This window comes from Cyclobacterium roseum, assembly GCF_010119225.1.
Classification (GTDB): Bacteria; Bacteroidota; Bacteroidia; order Cytophagales; family Cyclobacteriaceae; genus Cyclobacterium; species Cyclobacterium roseum.
Genome location: NZ_WNKF01000018.1, coordinates 1 through 16,708, shown reverse-complemented (window position 1 = coordinate 16,708; position 16,708 = coordinate 1). Strand labels below are relative to the sequence as shown.

Sequence of the window (16,708 nt, the reverse complement as noted above, 5' to 3'; positions counted from 1 at the left end):
AATTGAAATTAAAGGGAATTTAAATTTGAATATTGATGAAGCTTAATTCAAAAATACCCAGTGGTCCTTTGGCCGAAAAATGGACGAATCATAAATTCAATGTTAAATTGGTCAATCCAGCCAATAAGCGAAAATACGAAATAATTGTGGTTGGAACGGGTTTGGCGGGAGCTTCTGCAGCGGCCTCATTAGCCGAATTGGGATACAGTGTGAAAGCATTTTGTTTTCAGGATAGTCCCAGGAGGGCCCATTCCATTGCAGCCCAGGGAGGGATTAATGCAGCCAAAAATTATCAAAATGACGGTGATTCTGTTTTTCGCTTATTTTATGACACGATTAAGGGAGGTGACTACCGCTCAAGAGAAGCAAATGTGTATCGCCTTGCGCAGGTATCGGTAAATATTATTGATCAATGCGTGGCTCAGGGGGTTCCCTTTGCCCGAGAATATGGTGGCTTATTGGCCAACAGGTCCTTTGGTGGTGCACAGGTGTCCCGGACCTTTTACGCCCGAGGCCAAACCGGACAGCAGTTGCTTCTGGGAGCCTATTCCGCATTGAGCAGGCAGGTAGCCAACGGAAAGGTAAAGCTATACCCAAGAACAGAGATGATGGACGTAGTAGTGGTGGATGGTAAGGCCAGGGGTATTGTGACCCGGAACCTTATTACTGGAGCCATTGAATCTCACAGTGCCCATGCGGTGTTGCTATGCACCGGTGGATATGGAAATGTTTTTTTCTTATCTACCAATGCGATGGGTTCAAACGTCACTGCCGCCTGGCGTGCACACAAAAAGGGAGCCTTTTTTAGCAATCCCTGTTACACCCAAATTCACCCGACCTGTATCCCCGTGTCCGGAGATCACCAATCCAAATTGACATTGATGTCCGAGTCCTTGAGAAATGACGGAAGGGTTTGGGTTCCTAAAACCGTTGAGGTAGCGGAAAAGCTGCGGAAAAGAGAGATTGCGCCAAAGGATATCAAAGAGGAGGATCGGGATTATTACCTGGAAACCAAGTATCCTTCTTTCGGAAACCTGGTTCCCAGAGATGTGGCTTCCCGAAATGCGAAGCAAGTCTGTGATGAAGGTAGGGGAGTAAATGAGACCGGTGAGGCGGTATTTCTGGATTTCAGAGACGCTATCTTGAGAGACGGAGAAGACGCCGTAAGAGGGAAGTATGGTAATCTATTCGATATGTACCAACAAATTACCGGAGAAAACCCCTATAAAACGCCCATGATGATATACCCGGCGGTCCATTATACCATGGGCGGGCTATGGGTAGATTATAACCTGATGACCACCGTTCCGGGCCTTTATGCGTTGGGTGAAGCGAATTTTTCAGACCACGGTGCCAACCGTTTGGGAGCATCTGCATTGATGCAGGGATTGGCGGATGGTTATTTCGTAGCCCCCTACACCGTTGGTGATTACATCGCAGGATTGTCCTATGATAAGGTACCGGAAGACCATCCGGAATTCCGAAAAGCGGAAGAAGAGGTAAAATCCAGAGTGAAGCAACTCTTGGAGATCAAAGGGAGTAAAACAGTGGATCACTTCCACAAGAAATTGGGGAAAATCATGTGGAATCACTGTGGGATGGCTAGAAATGCGGCTGGCCTGACGAAAGCTAAAGAAATGATCCGGGCTCTGAAAGAAGAATTCTGGTCCGATGTAAACGTACTGGGAACAGGAGAAGAATTAAATCTCTCGTTGGAGAAAGCCCATCGGGTAGCTGATTTTCTGGAATTGGGAGAATTAATGGTGGACGATGCCTTGCACCGAAACGAATCTTGTGGTGGTCATTTCAGGGACGAATACCAGACCCCGGAAGGAGAGGCTTTGAGGGACGACGAAAACTTTGCCTATGTAGCTGCCTGGGAATATTTAGGAGCCGGTAAAGACGAAGCACTACATAAAGAAGCGCTCGTGTTCGAAAATGTCAAGCTTACCCAACGAAGCTATAAATAATTCATTGAACCTAAAAAATTCATTACAACATGAATCTAACTTTAAAAGTGTGGAGACAGAAAAACACCTCTGACAAAGGGGGTTTTAAGACATATAAAATTAGTGGTATTTCGGCAGACATGTCCTTTTTGGAGATGTTGGATGTGCTAAACGAAGATCTTTCCGGCAAGGGAGAAGATCCGGTACATTTTGATCATGACTGCCGGGAGGGAATCTGCGGTATGTGTTCCTTGCACATAAACGGGCAACCACATGGCCCCCAGCAGACCACCACTTGTCAATTGCACATGCGTTCTTTTAAAGATGGAGAAACCATTACGATTGAACCCTGGAGAGCCAATGCATTTCCGATCGTAAAAGATCTGGTGGTGGACAGAAGTGCCTTCGACCGGATTATTCAATCGGGTGGCTATGTTTCGGTAAATACCGGAGGAGTGCCGGATGCGAACGAAATTCCGATACCAAAGGTAATTGCGGACGAATCGTTTGATGCGGCTACCTGTATTGGATGTGGTGCTTGTGTTGCGGCGTGTAAAAATGCTTCTGCCATGCTTTTTGTATCTGCCAAGATTTCCCAACTGGCCTTATTGCCTCAGGGAAAGGTGGAAAAAAGAGCACGTGCTGAAAAAATGGTGGCACAGATGGATGCAGAAGGTTTTGGTGCCTGTACTAATACGGGAGCATGTTCGGCCGAGTGTCCAAAGGAAATAAAGCAAAGCAATATCGCACGAATGAACAGGGAATATTTCGCTGCTTCTGTAAGTACGGAAAAAGTATAGCTTTTCCTGATAAAAAGTTTAGAGAGACCGGGTAACCGGTCTTTTTTTTTATGCACTTTCCAATGACAATTGTTTTTTCCAATCGTCGAACATGAGCAAAAGATTAGGAATTTTCAGTTTTTATTGCATTAATGGGAAGCAATTTCTTGACTTAACCAGTAAAAAATGGCTTTAGTAGATTTATCCATCTTTATCATTTACATGATATTAATGCTTGGCGTGGGGTTTTACTTCATGCGAAAAAATACCGGTCAGGATGATTATTACGTGGGGGGAAGAAATATAGGGAGCTGGCACATAGGCCTTTCGGTAGTGGCCACGGATGTTGGAGGTGGCTTTTCGGTAGGCCTGGGTGGTTTGGGTTTTTTGATGGGCCTTTCAGGCAGTTGGATGCTATTTACGGGGCTATTGGGTGCCTGGATGGCTGCTGTATTGCTGATTCCCAAAGTCCGGGCGAATCCTGAATTTGAAAATTTTTACACCCTTCCCCAGATTTTTCAAAATTTATTCGACCGGAAAGTCGGCATCGTGGCTGCTGTGATCTGTTTTGTGGGATACTTAGGTTTTACCTCGTCGCAGTTGCTGGCAGGTGCCAAACTGGCAGCTGGAACATTTAAACCCCTGGATTTGGATCTTGCCTTGCTGATCATGGGGATCATTGCAGTAGTGTATACGGTGCTGGGAGGACTTAAGGCGGTTATTTACACGGACACGGTACAATGGATCGTATTGATGATGGGATTTATCTTTATCGGACTTCCGGTATCTTATTTTCACGTAGGAGGTTGGGAGGCCATTCGTGAGACGCTGCCAGCAGAATACTTTTCTCTGACAAATCTGCGCTGGCAGGATCTGGCTAATTGGGGAATTACCATCTTACCGATTTGGTTCGTGGGAATGACGCTCTACCAGCGGATTTTTGCCAGCACGGATGTGAAATCTGCCAAAAAAGCCTGGTTTATCGCGGGCTTATTTGAATGGCCCATCATGGCTTTTATGGGTGTTTCCCTGGGGCTTTTGGCCAAAGTAGCTTTTGAGCAGGGGCTTATCGCAGTAAGTCAGGAAAACCTGGACCCGGAAATGGGCCTTCCCATTTTGTTGAGCACGGTGCTTCCTCCCGGAATTATGGGGTTGATGATGTCGGCTTATTTTTCTGCCGTTCTTTCTACAGCAGACTCCTGTCTGATGGCTGCGTCCGGAAACCTCACCACCGATATTTTTGGCAGGTACCTGAAGACTAAGAAGGATGGGTTTGTGATGCGCATAAGTCAGTTGTTTACCCTTTTAATTGGTATTGTGGCCCTGATCATTGCCATACAGATGACCAACGTGCTAGAGTTGATGCTTTATTCTTATGCCTTTATGGTGTCCGGGCTGTTGGTGCCCATCATTGCAGGGTTGTTTTGGAATATGCGCTCTCCACTGGCAGCGATTTCATCCATGATCATCGGTGGCGGAACCACCGCGGTTCTATCCATGTTGAACCTGGAACTGCCATTAGGTCTGGATCCCAACTTTTTTGGAGTTTTAGCATCTTTAGCAGTGTTTTTGCTTATTTATAGGTTAGAAAAAAAATAGAAAGATAAACTAAATGCGATCGGATAAATGTCTACAATAGAAACACTTTCAGTAAAAGATAATGCCACGGCTTCACAAAAGCACGAAGTAGCCGATTTTTTGTTTCAACACCTGGATCAATACGGAGATCCAAAAGAGGATATCTTGCGTTGTCTGGACTATGCATTGGATCAGTCGGATGAAAAAGGTGGCTTTGCAGTCCTGGCAAGGGAGGATGGTAAGATAGTGGGTACGGCCGTATTAAATCGGACCGGAATGGCAGGCTATATACCGGAAAATATTCTGGTGTACATCGCCGTAGATGCCTCCCAAAGAGGAAAAGGGTTGGGTAAAAAACTCATGAAAAAGGCCATTGATATGGCCGAAGGAGATATTGCCCTTCACGTGGAGCCGGATAATCCGGCCAGAATACTGTACGAAAAACTGGGTTTTACTAATAAATACCTGGAAATGAGACTGAAAAAATAATATGGCTTTCTTAAACCTTTATCGCAATAAACTTAGAGAAAATTTTGATTTCCTGAAAAAGGAATTTGATACCAATGAGGTGTCCTGGGGCGTGGTTTCGAAAGTTCTCTGCGGCAACCGTAAATACATTAAGGAGTTGATTGACATGGGAGCAGACGAAATCCATGATTCCCGGATCAGTAATTTGGCAAAGGTAAAGGAAATCAATCCCAAGGTTCAAACCGTCTACATCAAGCCTCCGTCCAAGCGAAACCTGGCGGATATGGTCAGGTATGCGGATGTCAGCCTAAATAGTGAGCTAAATACCATCCGGTGGATAAGTGAGGAAGCTGTCAAACAAAATAAAAAGCATAAGATCATTATTATGGTGGAAACAGGCGACCTCCGGGAGGGCGTCATGGGCGATCATCTGATAGACTTTTATGCCAAAGTATTTGAACTGCCCAATCTGGAAATTATTGGTTTGGGCACCAATCTTAATTGCCTGAACGGAGTGATGCCCTCTGCCGATAAATTGATCCAATTGTCTTTGTACAAGCAGATTATTGAATTGAAATTCAATAAAAAGATTCCCTGGGTGTCAGCAGGTACTTCTGTTACCATTCCGCTCATGCTTCACAAACAGCTGCCAAAGGGCGTTAATCATTTTCGCGTGGGGGAAACCCTGTATTTTGGAGTAGACCTTTTCGAGGAAAAAACCATCGAAGGCATGAATCCGGATGTTTTTGAACTTTTTGCGGAGATTATCGAAATGCAGGAGAAACCCTTGTTACCTTCCGGAAATCTGGCGAACAATCCGCAAGGTGAAACGGTAGATATTGATGAGTCGCTGTATGGAAAATCTTCCTACCGAGCCATTTTGGATTTGGGTCTACTGGACGTGGATCCCAAGTACATGATTGCCGATGACGGCGAATTTGAAATATTGGGAGCGAGTTCGGATATGCTTATCATCAACCTGGGAGAGAATCCAGAAAAATACAAGGTAGGTGATTTAATCAAATTCCGACTTAAATACATGGGAGCGTTGGCCATTCTTAACTCCAGCTACATCGAAAAACGAGTGGTTTGACCTAATTGAGGAGGACCTGCGGTCACAAATTTTGAATGTGCCGGATGTCCTCCATTTTGTATACGGGCGTACCCCCGGAATAGGTGGCAACGAGGGCACCCAATGCACAGGCGAAGTCCAATATCTTTTCGGGAGAATCATTCGCCAGGTATTTGTACACGAAGCCAGCCAGAAAGGCATCTCCTGCACCTACTGTATCTTTAACCGCAACGGGATACCCCGGATGGCTGATTATTTCTCCGTCCTGGTAAAGGGCAGCTCCTTTACTGCCTAATGTGATGCAAATTAGTTCAAAATCAAAAAGCTCGTTTAATTTTTCCAACGCGGCCTCCATTTTGCTGGGAAGGTCATAGAAATCAGCCAAAAGGGTAAGTTCGTCTTCATTGATCTTCAATACATCGGCCTTCGTTAACAAATGCTCGATTAAATCGGCAGTATAGAACGGCGGCCTTAGATTAATATCCACAATTTTTAGGGCTGGGGTTTCCAGCAATTTATCAAGGGTGGCTTTACTTTCCTCGCCTCTTGCAGCAAGGGTGCCGAATATAAATGCGTCGGCGTTTTTCACCTCCTTCTCCATGCTTTCGGTCCATTGAATGTAGTCCCAGGCAGCAGGCTTGACGATTTCGTACCGAATGTTTTCCTTTTCCTGATCGTTCACGACTACGGTTCCTGTGGGGTGGATAGGATCTTTTTGAATAAAGCTATCCGAAAGACCGAAATCCTTAACAAAGCCGATCAATTTATTTCCAAGCTTGTCATCACCAATTCTAGAAATCATTTCCACGGTCATTCCTAAATGCTGTAATTGGAGGGCCACGTTCATGGGAGCTCCTCCGGCGATACTTTCTTTTGGAAAAATATCCCACAGCATTTCTCCGAAACAGATAATTTTTTTAGGCATTGTCTTTACTAAATTCTTGTTGAATTTCTTCCAGGGATCTGCCTTTGGTTTCAGGCATTTTAAATTGCACCCACAACAGCTGCAATACCATCATCAGGGCAAAGAAAGCAAAGATGATTACCGGGCCAAATTGGTTGGCAAAGAAGGGAAATACATTGGCAATAAGGGCAGCAAGAATCCAATGGGTAAAACATCCGATGGATTGACCATAAGCTCGTATTTCATTGGGAAAGATTTCGGAGATAAATACCCAGATCACCGCACCTTGTCCAATGGCATGAGAGGCGATAAACATAAAAACAAAGATTGGCAAATAACTACTATTGATTTGACCACCTGAAAATGAATACGCAATCAAACATAAGGAAATGATGTATCCGACGGATCCTGTGTACATCAATTTTTTACGACCTATCCGATCAATTAAAAATAAGCCCAGCATGGTCGCCACCATATTAACCGCCCCGATACCTACGGTGGAAAGCAAGGCACTTTCGGCACTGATACCGGCCATTTCAAATATCCTGGGGGCAAAATAGATGATGGCGTTGATCCCTGATAGCTGATTGAACATCGCAATGAAGATCGCTAATAAGGTTATTTTTAGGTATTTAGCATGAAACAAGGCAGAAAAACTCACTTTTAGCCTATTGAGCTTTTTCTCTTCCAATGCTAGCCGAATGGCCTCCGAAACCCCTTCCGGGTCGGTGCGCTTCAAAATCCGTTCGGCGTTTTCAAAGTCGTCCCTTTTGGCAATTAACCATCGGGGACTCAGCGGTACCCTTAATACCAACAAGGTATAGATGAGAGCTGGAATGGCTTCCACGCCCAACATCCAGCGCCAGCTATCTACGGCTATGCTTATGTCGATCAGGTAATTAGAAAAATAAGCTACCAGAATGCCAAAAACCAAATTAAACTGAAACAGGGCCACCAGTTGACCTCGATTTTTTGCCGGTGATATTTCACTGATGTACATGGGGGCTACTACCGAGGAAGCTCCCACCCCTATGCCTCCGATGAAACGGAATACCATAAACGAATAGACTTCCGGTGCCAGTGCGGAACCGAGTGCCGAAATGAAGTACAAGACACCAATACCTATCAACGATGATTTTCGCCCGTAACGATCGGCAGGAATGCCTCCAAATAAAGCACCGATCACCGTTCCGTACAGGGCAATGGCCACCGCCATGCCATGGCTCCAGTCACTCAGTACCCAAACTTCCTGAATCTGTCTTTCAGCACCTGAAATAACGGCGGTATCAAAACCGAATAAAAATCCTCCCAATGCCGCAACAACGGAAAGAAATAGTACATAACTGTTGATTTTCATAAAGTAATTACTAACGATAATAACTTTTAAATCTAAACAGATATGTGCTTTTTAAAAAGAGAAAACAGAATTTATCTCGAAATAGAAAACAAAAAGAGAAGCTGGTCAGTATTGCTGCCGCTGATTTTTACTTACCAATAAAAATCCGGTAGTAAAATTGGAGCTGCATGAGCATGTCGGCCTTGATCCTCTTCTGCTGTTGATCATTACCATCTAGTTCAGAAAAGGGGCTGACTACTAAAGTTGCTTCTACTCCGATGTCCGCATCTGACTTCAAATCCTTGAAAATACCCACCCTGAAGGGAATGTAGATTCCAGCGTCGGAAGCAGCATAGGTCTCGGTTCTTCTGGAAGGATCATTTAGTATTAATTTCTCATCGGTTCTTTGGGAATAGTAATACCCCAGGCCTAATCCCGTATATACCTTTATCAATGAAGGTAGGTAACCGCTCTGATTAGGGTTGAAATGGTAAATGGGCATGACATCCGCAAAATAGATGTTTCCTTTGAAGGCATGAGGCAAATTTGATTCGGCTATCTTGTCTATTTGTTCCATATTGTAAAAATCACCGCTATTTATCATTTGCCAGCCAACTGTTGCTTTTACATCAAAGAACGTTTCAATTTTTTTGCTATAATCCAAACTCAGTACAGGAAGCACCTTAAATTGCAACTTGCTGTGAACGCCCGTATTGTCTCCGTACATTTTGGCGGGGCCGATACCAATGCCCAGTCGGTCCTTCCTATTATCCTGAGCAAAGGAGGATAGCGAAAAAAAGAATAGGATGCCGACAAAAGTTAATAAAATTGTTTTCATTCGAGTTTCGGTTTTAACTTGCAAGTTAGTAAAATCACCTCAATGTATAAAAGAATCTGTATTTGAAACCTGGAAATAGAATTTTTGGTTTAATTTTAAGTGAATTTCTATCAATTCATTGCGTATTGGTATGTACGTGATTCGGTGTATTTTGGATTTCCCATTCCTAATAAGATTTAAAGTACATTCTTGAATCAGATTGGTTGAGGTGATGGAGAAATTTAGGAGTGGAAAATAGGCTTATGAGCAACAACATTTTTTCTGATAAGGAATTTGAACACTACAGCCGGCATTTTGCCTTGCCCGGATTCGGGCCTGAGGCCCAGGAAAAGCTAAAAAAATCCCGGGTATTGGTCGTTGGTTCCGGCGGTTTGGGAAGTCCCCTGCTCTTGTACCTGGCCGCGGCAGGGGTGGGACAGATCGGAATTATAGACTTTGACCGGGTAGCCCCATCTAATCTACATCGGCAAGTGCTTTTTGATGGTTCCCAGATTGGCGAGGCCAAGGTATTGGCAGCAAAAAAGAGACTTGAAGGCATCAATCCTTACATTCAGGTTAAAACCTACGAACAGCGGCTAACTTCAGATAATGCCCTGGAAATCATATCCGGATACGATGTGGTGGCCGACGGGACGGATAATTTCCCAACCCGGTATCTGGTAAATGACGCTTGTGTATTGGCTGGAAAACCGAATGTGTACGGTTCGGTTTATCAATTCGAAGGCCAGGTGGCGGTATTTAATTACCGGGATAAAGAGGGGAATACAGGCCCGAATTACCGGGATTTATATCCCAGCCCCCCACCGGCGGGATTGGTGCCCAACTGTGCAGAAAGTGGTGTCCTGGGAGTGCTTCCGGGGATTATTGGTAGCATGCAAGCACTGGAGGTTATCAAAATCATAACCGGAGTTGGAGAGGTTAGCAGTGGAAAAATAGTTCTTTTCGATGCCCTGACCTTAGTCAGCAGGAACTTTACCATCAAGAGGAAGAGCGGAAACCCCCTGAATGGCGAACGGCCCTCGATCAACAAATTGATCGATTACGAAGCATTTTGTGGGATAAATACAGCATCCAACGTGAAGCAGCTTTCCGTCGAGGCCTTTCGGTCGTTACAAGCCCAAGGCGAAAAATACCAGCTAATTGACGTTAGGGAACCCTATGAATACGAACGGTCCAACCTAGGTGGTGAGTTGGTGCCATTGGCTCGCATTGATTCTTACGCGAAACAGATTGTTAGGGATAAAAAAGTGATCGTCCACTGTGAAATGGGTGGTCGGAGTGAACAGGCCATCAAGCACCTGGAAGATAATTTTGGGTTTTCCAATCTTTTTAATCTGCAGGGAGGTATCAACGCATACCTGGCCAAATACCAGGAGGATTTAAAATAAGGGTTCAGAGAAAACTGAGGTAGGTGGTTTCTATTGTCCCTCCTCTTCCTCAGGATTCGGGTTCTCCAGGGGTTTGAAGTTATCCGGGATGGCAGGATTGAGTTCCTCATCATCCTTTTCATACGGAAAGATCTCCACGATCGGACTTTCGCTTACTTCGGGCACGTTAAAACTAACCAGCATGTTGTTCAGGCTCTCGTAAATTCGTTCGTAGGCCTCTTTTACATGGTGGGCAGTGACGAGCATGTACTGAGTCACCTTTTTTTCCTTGCCACTATCTGCATCCGCCACGATGTAGGTAATCTTGCATTTGTGCCAAACGTCAATATCATCGTAGAAAAACACATCCACAATATTGCTTTTGCCGATACTCGTTACCTGAAAGTCGCCGCGGATAACGCTGCCGAGCATGTCGTATATGCGGGCTTCGGCCTCCGTAAAGGAGACAGCATCTACCAGGTATTGTTCGGATACATTTTTGAGCAGGCCCTGCTCGTTTTCTTTGGCATATTTTACTTTACACAAAAACCAGGTTCTCATAATTCGTTCGCTTCAGAATTGCTTTGGAGCCACGAAGGTAAACCGAAATCCCTAAAACAAAAAAAGGTTTTTTTCAAATCGTTTGGAACCCCTACCAATAGGGGAATCCCTTACTTTTTTGTCAAATCATTCGCTTTTTTACAGTAGTTCTTGAAAATTCAGCTTATTTTGGTGTTTTTCCAACCACCAAGTGCCAGTGATGAATGTATCAGGGAATGCCAGTGGCGTATCTGCTGCCAATAATTTCGGTCTTTTTTTGGGACCTTTTCTGTTTGCTGTATTTTTTGCCGGGGAGTATGCTGCTATCTGGACCTTGGGTGAGAGTGGAAGCGTCATTGCACTCGGAGTTTGGATGTTGTGTTGGTGGGTGACAGAAGCCGTACCCATACCTGTTACGGCCCTATTGCCCATGATCTTATTGCCCTTGATGGGCGTTTTCGAAATGGGTGAAGCGACGGCTCCCTATGCCAATCCCATCATTTATTTGTTTATGGGAGGGTTTATCATTGCCCTGGCTATGGAACGCAACCAATTGCACCTGCGGATTGCACTAAATCTGATCAAATTCACCGGAACCCGACCGGATGGGATCATTCTGGGTTTTTACCTGGCAACCCTGTTTTTGAGCATGTGGATTAGCAATACGGCCACTGCGGTGATGATGTTGCCCATTGCCCTGTCCATTTTGCAGTTAATTCAGTCTACCAATCCGGATCTGGCCGGTAAAAAGGGCTTTTCCAATTTTGCCTTTGCCCTGATGCTAGGCATCGCCTATGCTGCCAATATTGGCGGGGTGATCACCATTATCGGCACCCCTCCCAATGTGGTTTTAGTAGGATACATGCAGGAATTGTACGGGGTTTCCATTGATTTCAGCCGCTGGTTACTGATTGGTTTGCCAATTGGCCTTATCATGGGCTTGCTGATGTATGTGCTACTGGTAAAAGTGGCTTATCCCAATAAACTGGGACATATTGCCGGGTCAGCGAAAGTCATTCAGGAGCAGTTGCAGGCGTTGGGGCCGGTGAGTACTGCCGAAATCCGGACTGCGGGCGTGCTGGTGATGACGGCACTACTCTGGATTCTCCGAAATCCCTTAAACAAACTTTTGCCTAATCCTTTTCTAAACGACACTATTATTGCGATGATAGGGGGCGTGTTGGTGTTTTTAATCCCGGCATCGCGACTTCAAGGAAGGAGGTTGCTGGATTGGAAGAGCATGCAGCAGCTTCCCTGGGGGATTTTACTGCTTTTCGGAGGAGGGATGTCGCTCGCTAAGGGCATGGAAGCCGCCGGAATCATTCAGGGAATAGGTGGGTACATTTCCGAAAATCAATGGTTTTCCGTCGCGGTACTGGTACTGACCCTCACAGCCGTTTCGTTGTTTCTTACCGAAGTGATGAGTAATGTAGCACTTGTAACCATTTTCCTTCCGGTGGTCATGGGGATTGCTAATGGGTTGGGGGAGGAGGTATTGTTATTTGCGATACCGGTTACCATGGCAAGTAGTTTCGCCTTCATGCTTCCCATTTCCACTCCTCCCAACGCCATTCTGTTTAGTAGCGGGTATATCGGCATGCGGGAAATGATGAAAGTAGGCATTGTATTGAATTTGCTTGCAATACTACTGCTGTGGATTGCTTCGTATTCGCTGATTTATTGGGTATATGTGCGTTGATGTCATGAATTCGTCTAGTACTGCTGGGAATTTAAGCAATGTCCAGGGTTTCGGTTCTGAAAGTCACCTCCTCCAGTACCAGGCCGACGGCAGGTGGTTTTGGGCATAAGGGGCTTTTTTCAGTACTTTGCAAGGCTTTTTCAAGCGTATCCAGGCCAAGCTCACCGTTGCCAAGCATAAAAAGGGATGCCGCCATTCTTCTTACCTGATGCATCAGAAAACCCGCTCCTGTTACCCTAAATACCCAGGTGTTTTCTGTTGTAAGCCAGGGTAAATCTTCCTTTACGGGAAGGATAGCAGCGTAATCGATTTGCCGGATAAAATTTTCGGTATTTTTCCCGGGGCTGCAAAAGCGGCGAAAATCATGTTGGCCCTGGAAAAGTGCGGCTCCTTGTTCCATTAGGGACAAGTTCGGGTTTTTGCCCGCGTAGGCCAGGGTAGCGGTCAGAAAGGGATGGGGTTTTTCGCCGATCGAAAAAAAGTAACCGTACTGTTTGCGACACACATCCTGAATGATGTTGAAAGAAGCAGTTACAGGCTGGCAACTGAGCAGCCGAATATCCGGAGGTAGGTTTTCATTGGCATGGGGAAGGAAGGAGGCGGTGTCGAGTGGATGTTTTAAAAAAAGCTCAAAGGCTCCATTAAGGCAGGAAACGCCACTATCCGTTCGGCTGGCTCCCAGCAGCGTGAAATCTTCATGGCCAAGCAGGTAGCGGAACCTTCGTTGCAGGGTGCCCTGTATGGTTTTTACTCCTTTTTGGACCTGCCAGCCATGGTAGCGCAGGCCCAGGTACTGTATCCGAAACAGGTAAGTGTAGGGACGGGTTTGCATAAGGTAAAACTACGGTTTGGGAAGAAAGGGTGCAAGGGTAGGCCTAAGGTTTGTGGTTGTCGTTTTTCCGAAATAAGAGATCGTGTTGGAGTGGGGTTGGAAGGAATGGATTTTTTTATTTCTCGCTGGCAATAAGTAAATAGGAAAACGACTTCTTTTAAGCATATGTTGAAAAAGTTTCTTTATTTAGAAGTTCAGAAAAATTCGGCTATGAAAATCGGAAGAAACGATCCTTGCCACTGCGGTAGTGGAAAGAAATATAAAAAGTGCTGTCTTCATAAGGACGAGGAAAAGGAAATTTTCGAAGCAAGCATGGAAAGCGACTCGGAAGAGCTGTTTCCAGTTGAGGATTTTTGGGAAGATTCGATTCTTGATTTTGATGATGATGATGATGACATGCCTCCGTTTCAGATGAATCCGGATATTTCCGATGAAGAAAACAGGCTGCTGGAAGAATGGTGGAATATTTACGATGATTTGGATAGCCCGGAGAGGATTCAAAACCATATTGAAAGCTTTATGTCTGAACATCCGGAACTTATGCCTCATCTTGAGATCAACGAAGGGGTGGTGTTTTCCATGGGAAATGGCTTGAGACGGGAAGATAGGTTTAGCGACTATGTTTCGTTTTTGATTGACTATTCAAAGCGCTTTCCGGAAGTTTACGCTGAGGCAGAGAGCTATTATAACCTGGATATTATCGCCTGGCTGATAAGTATCGGGAAAAATGATGAAATAGACCCTTATTTGACTCCATTCGTTGCTAATCCCTCCGAGTATGCGGACGAGCTATTTGATTTAGTGGATTTACTTACCGCCAAAGATATCATCAAGCCTCTACGTTACCTGATATCCAAAACGAAACCCAAAGTGGTGGATTCCATGGAGGTATGGAGAGGAGAGGATCTTCTTATCCCCCTACTATACGATAAACTAACACCTTTTTTGAAAAAGGAATATACCGATGAGGACCTGTCGAATTTGGTGGATCAATTGAAAGAATTCTACTCCATTGAGAATCGGGATGAATTGCTATCTCTTTGGACTTCCCGGTTTGGGGATATTTTCAGGTCTTATAAAAAATGGGACTTTGATTTGCGCTGGACCAAGAAGGAAAAGATTGCATTTTATTTTTCCATAAGTGATAACTACATGAGGTATTTGCATGAGCACTGTGGAATATCCTGGATAAGTGCCCAGTTTCACAGCAACATGATTTATGAGTATGGGCTGGCCTATCTTGATCTCAAAAAGGGTAAAAAGCTAAAACAACCTTTTGATTTTTCTAAAGAGACCATGGATAAAGTCATCCAAACTGTTGCAGGAGATACCTTTGGTATACTAAATCCCAATACCGTTTTCAGTTTTATAAATGCAATTTATTATTTCCCTGAATACCTGTCCGCTTGCGATATGTCGGAGGATGAGGATTCGGAAGCGGTGCGAGAAACGCTGGTTTATTTTTATGATATGCTTTTTCCTAATTTAGCTGGGTATAGTTCATTGACCTTTTGCTATAAGGAATTCCCTTTCTGGGAAAAACCTCCGTCAGGAAATTAGAATCCGGAAAGTTATTCTTTTTTAGTTTTGCGTCAGTTAATCCGTCCAAATGGTTTCCGGTCAAACCGTATTATCCAGGTTCTGAAAGGTTGGGTTTAAAAATATCAGATTGGTAAGAACGGGAGGAGTTAGTAATCGGATGATTTTCCAATTGCGATCGTTTTTTCTGCTCTGCCTTGCAATCCAGCCTTCCCGATTCGCTATGCTACTTGGGACAGGTGCTCGCTAAAAAGCATCACCCGGGCTTTTCTCAACGCTCGGTCCTCTGTATGGTGCGATTAAGGGTTATCATCATTGCCATTGTCAAGGGTATTGAAGTAAATTTCAATTCCTGTATGGTGCGATTAAGGGCATGTATTTCTGGTTCTACAGATCGTACTGGAGGTGCATTTCAATTCCTGTATGGTGCGATTAAGGGAAAGCCGGAGGCCAAGCTGAAGCGGAAGCAGCAACATTTCAATTCCTGTATGGTGCGATTAAGGGCCGTGAAAATCCCGTGATGCTGGCCATGCACAGGGACATTTCAATTCCTGTATGGTGCGATTAAGGGTTTCTGATAGCTCGAAGGAACTCGTTCAGAGTGTATATTTCAATTCCTGTATGGTGCGATTAAGGGTAATCCAATCTTCCCAGTTTCTCCAAAGTATTCGATATTTCAATTCCTGTATGGTGCGATTAAGGGCAGTTCTGTACTCAGCGGATTCGAGTTCATGCTTTCTATTTCAATTCCTGTATGGTGCGATTAAGGGTCCGAACAGAACAAGGAAAAGCGCATAGAGAAGGCCATTTCAATTCCTGTATGGTGCGATTAAGGGCGTTTTGTCTAAGGTAAGAAAACCCTTTTTCGATATATTTCAATTCCTGTATGGTGCGATTAAGGGGCTGTGCTGGCAGAAAAATGCCGTGGAGAAAGCCCTATTTCAATTCCTGTATGGTGCGATTAAGGGGGTTTAGTTACCTGTATTGGTATGGTGATTTCAATTCCTGTATGGTGCGATTAAGGGCTAATGAAAACATGAGGGCTACACTTTCAGAAATAAATTTCAATTCCTGTATGGTGCGATTAAGGGTTTAAAGCCAGGTAGGATTTGCGCTGTTCACTGCAATTTCAATTCCTGTATGGTGCGATTAAGGGATTGGTGGATAGTTCGACCGTTGCCCCCTCTAAGTGATTTCAATTCCTGTATGGTGCGATTAAGGGCGGTGTATTAAAATGATTCATTCGAAATTGAACCGTATTTCAATTCCTGTATGGTGCGATTAAGGGCGCCTGTAATAGCCGTTTCTTCAACATTCATGTTGTATTTCAATTCCTGTATGGTGCGATTAAGGGGATGGATGTTTAATATGTTTTGTGAACATAACAGGATTTCAATTCCTGTATGGTGCGATTAAGGGATCATTTATCCCAGTTCTTGAATACCTTTCGTTTGTATTTCAATTCCTGTATGGTGCGATTAAGGGCCTGACCAATACGTATGATCTAGCACCTAATACCGAATTTCAATTCCTGTATGGTGCGATTAAGGGTCGCTTAACCAATGCCGGAGCCTCTTCAAAAAAAGAATTTCAATTCCTGTATGGTGCGATTAAGGGATTATTGAAGGTCATGAAATTGATATTAGGGATAGTATTTCAATTCCTGTATGGTGCGATTAAGGGTTTACGACTGCCAAAACAGTAGTGTCCATTGTGTAATTTCAATTCCTGTATGGTGCGATTAAGGGAGTTTTGCTTTAGCATTGCTAGACTATTTCAATTCCTGTATGGTGCGATTAAGGGTTAG

General features: G+C 44.5%; 13 protein-coding genes and 1 CRISPR repeat array. Of the genes, 8 read left to right on the top strand and 5 right to left on the bottom strand.

Going from position 1 to position 16,708, the window contains the following annotated elements; genetic code table 11:
• The first annotated feature begins 35 nt into the window (after positions 1-35).
• The 5 genes from GJQ68_RS19265 to GJQ68_RS19245 all read left to right on the top strand — a co-directional run bounded on the left by GJQ68_RS19265 (position 36) and on the right by GJQ68_RS19245 (position 5,867).
• Positions 36-1,970 carry a fumarate reductase/succinate dehydrogenase flavoprotein subunit gene (locus GJQ68_RS19265; protein ID WP_162418907.1) on the top strand — a complete coding sequence of 645 codons (1,935 nt, stop codon included), beginning with the start codon at positions 36-38 and terminating at the stop codon, positions 1,968-1,970.
• Between the two features lie 29 nt (positions 1,971-1,999).
• Positions 2,000-2,749 carry a succinate dehydrogenase/fumarate reductase iron-sulfur subunit gene (locus GJQ68_RS19260; RefSeq protein WP_162418906.1) on the top strand — a complete coding sequence of 250 codons (750 nt, stop codon included), beginning with the start codon at positions 2,000-2,002 and terminating at the stop codon, positions 2,747-2,749.
• A 165-nt stretch (positions 2,750-2,914) separates the two neighbouring features.
• Complete coding sequence (locus tag GJQ68_RS19255; RefSeq protein ID WP_162418905.1) at positions 2,915-4,327, top strand: sodium:solute symporter family protein; 1,413 nt, start codon at positions 2,915-2,917, stop codon at positions 4,325-4,327.
• A 27-nt stretch (positions 4,328-4,354) separates the two neighbouring features.
• Positions 4,355-4,795 (top strand): GNAT family N-acetyltransferase, encoded by a 441-nt coding sequence (locus tag GJQ68_RS19250; protein ID WP_162418904.1) that lies wholly within the window; start codon positions 4,355-4,357, stop codon positions 4,793-4,795.
• A 1-nt stretch (position 4,796) separates the two neighbouring features.
• Entirely contained in the window at positions 4,797-5,867 is a 1,071-nt protein-coding gene (locus tag GJQ68_RS19245; RefSeq protein WP_162418903.1) for an alanine racemase, read from the top strand.
• A 22-nt stretch (positions 5,868-5,889) separates the two neighbouring features.
• Here GJQ68_RS19245 and GJQ68_RS19240 read toward each other — a convergent pair whose 3' ends face one another.
• From GJQ68_RS19240 to GJQ68_RS19230, 3 genes are all read right to left on the bottom strand, one after another.
• Positions 5,890-6,771: a carbohydrate kinase family protein gene (locus tag GJQ68_RS19240; protein ID WP_162418902.1), complete on the bottom strand. Its 882-nt coding sequence runs from the start codon at positions 6,769-6,771 to the stop codon at positions 5,890-5,892.
• Positions 6,764-8,107 (bottom strand): sugar porter family MFS transporter, encoded by a 1,344-nt coding sequence (locus GJQ68_RS19235; protein WP_162418901.1) that lies wholly within the window; start codon positions 8,105-8,107, stop codon positions 6,764-6,766. Before GJQ68_RS19235 ends, GJQ68_RS19240 begins: the two co-directional genes overlap by 8 nt.
• 127 nt (positions 8,108-8,234) lie before the next feature.
• Positions 8,235-8,924, bottom strand: a complete 690-nt coding sequence (locus GJQ68_RS19230) for a hypothetical protein (protein WP_162418900.1) — start codon at positions 8,922-8,924, stop codon at positions 8,235-8,237.
• Positions 8,925-9,166: 242 nt separating this feature from the next.
• On the opposite strand from GJQ68_RS19230, the gene moeB reads away from it, so the two are divergent.
• On the top strand, positions 9,167-10,312 hold the full coding sequence (moeB, locus tag GJQ68_RS19225; protein WP_162418899.1) for a molybdopterin-synthase adenylyltransferase MoeB: 1,146 nt from the start codon (positions 9,167-9,169) through the stop codon (positions 10,310-10,312).
• Positions 10,313-10,342: 30 nt separating this feature from the next.
• Here the strand turns inward: moeB and GJQ68_RS19220 are convergent, their stop codons facing one another.
• Complete coding sequence (locus GJQ68_RS19220) at positions 10,343-10,852, bottom strand: DUF4494 domain-containing protein (RefSeq protein WP_162418898.1); 510 nt, start codon at positions 10,850-10,852, stop codon at positions 10,343-10,345.
• A gap of 199 nt (positions 10,853-11,051) precedes the next feature.
• Here GJQ68_RS19220 and GJQ68_RS19215 point away from each other — a divergent pair, with 199 nt between their 5' ends.
• The gene (locus GJQ68_RS19215) at positions 11,052-12,530 is read left to right on the top strand and encodes an SLC13 family permease (protein WP_162418897.1); all 1,479 of its coding nucleotides are present in this window, start codon (positions 11,052-11,054) and stop codon (positions 12,528-12,530) included.
• 31 nt (positions 12,531-12,561) lie between these two features.
• On the opposite strand, the gene GJQ68_RS19210 is transcribed toward GJQ68_RS19215, so the two are convergent.
• Complete coding sequence (locus GJQ68_RS19210; protein ID WP_162418896.1) at positions 12,562-13,362, bottom strand: tRNA pseudouridine synthase A; 801 nt, start codon at positions 13,360-13,362, stop codon at positions 12,562-12,564.
• Between the two features lie 210 nt (positions 13,363-13,572).
• Here GJQ68_RS19210 and GJQ68_RS23260 point away from each other — a divergent pair, with 210 nt between their 5' ends.
• Entirely contained in the window at positions 13,573-14,922 is a 1,350-nt protein-coding gene (locus GJQ68_RS23260; RefSeq protein WP_202927979.1) for a YecA family protein, read from the top strand.
• Positions 14,923-15,243: 321 nt separating this feature from the next.
• A CRISPR array of direct repeats spans positions 15,244-16,704; the repeat unit is 30 nt; unit sequence ATTTCAATTCCTGTATGGTGCGATTAAGGG.
• Between the last annotated feature and the right edge of the window lie 4 nt (positions 16,705-16,708).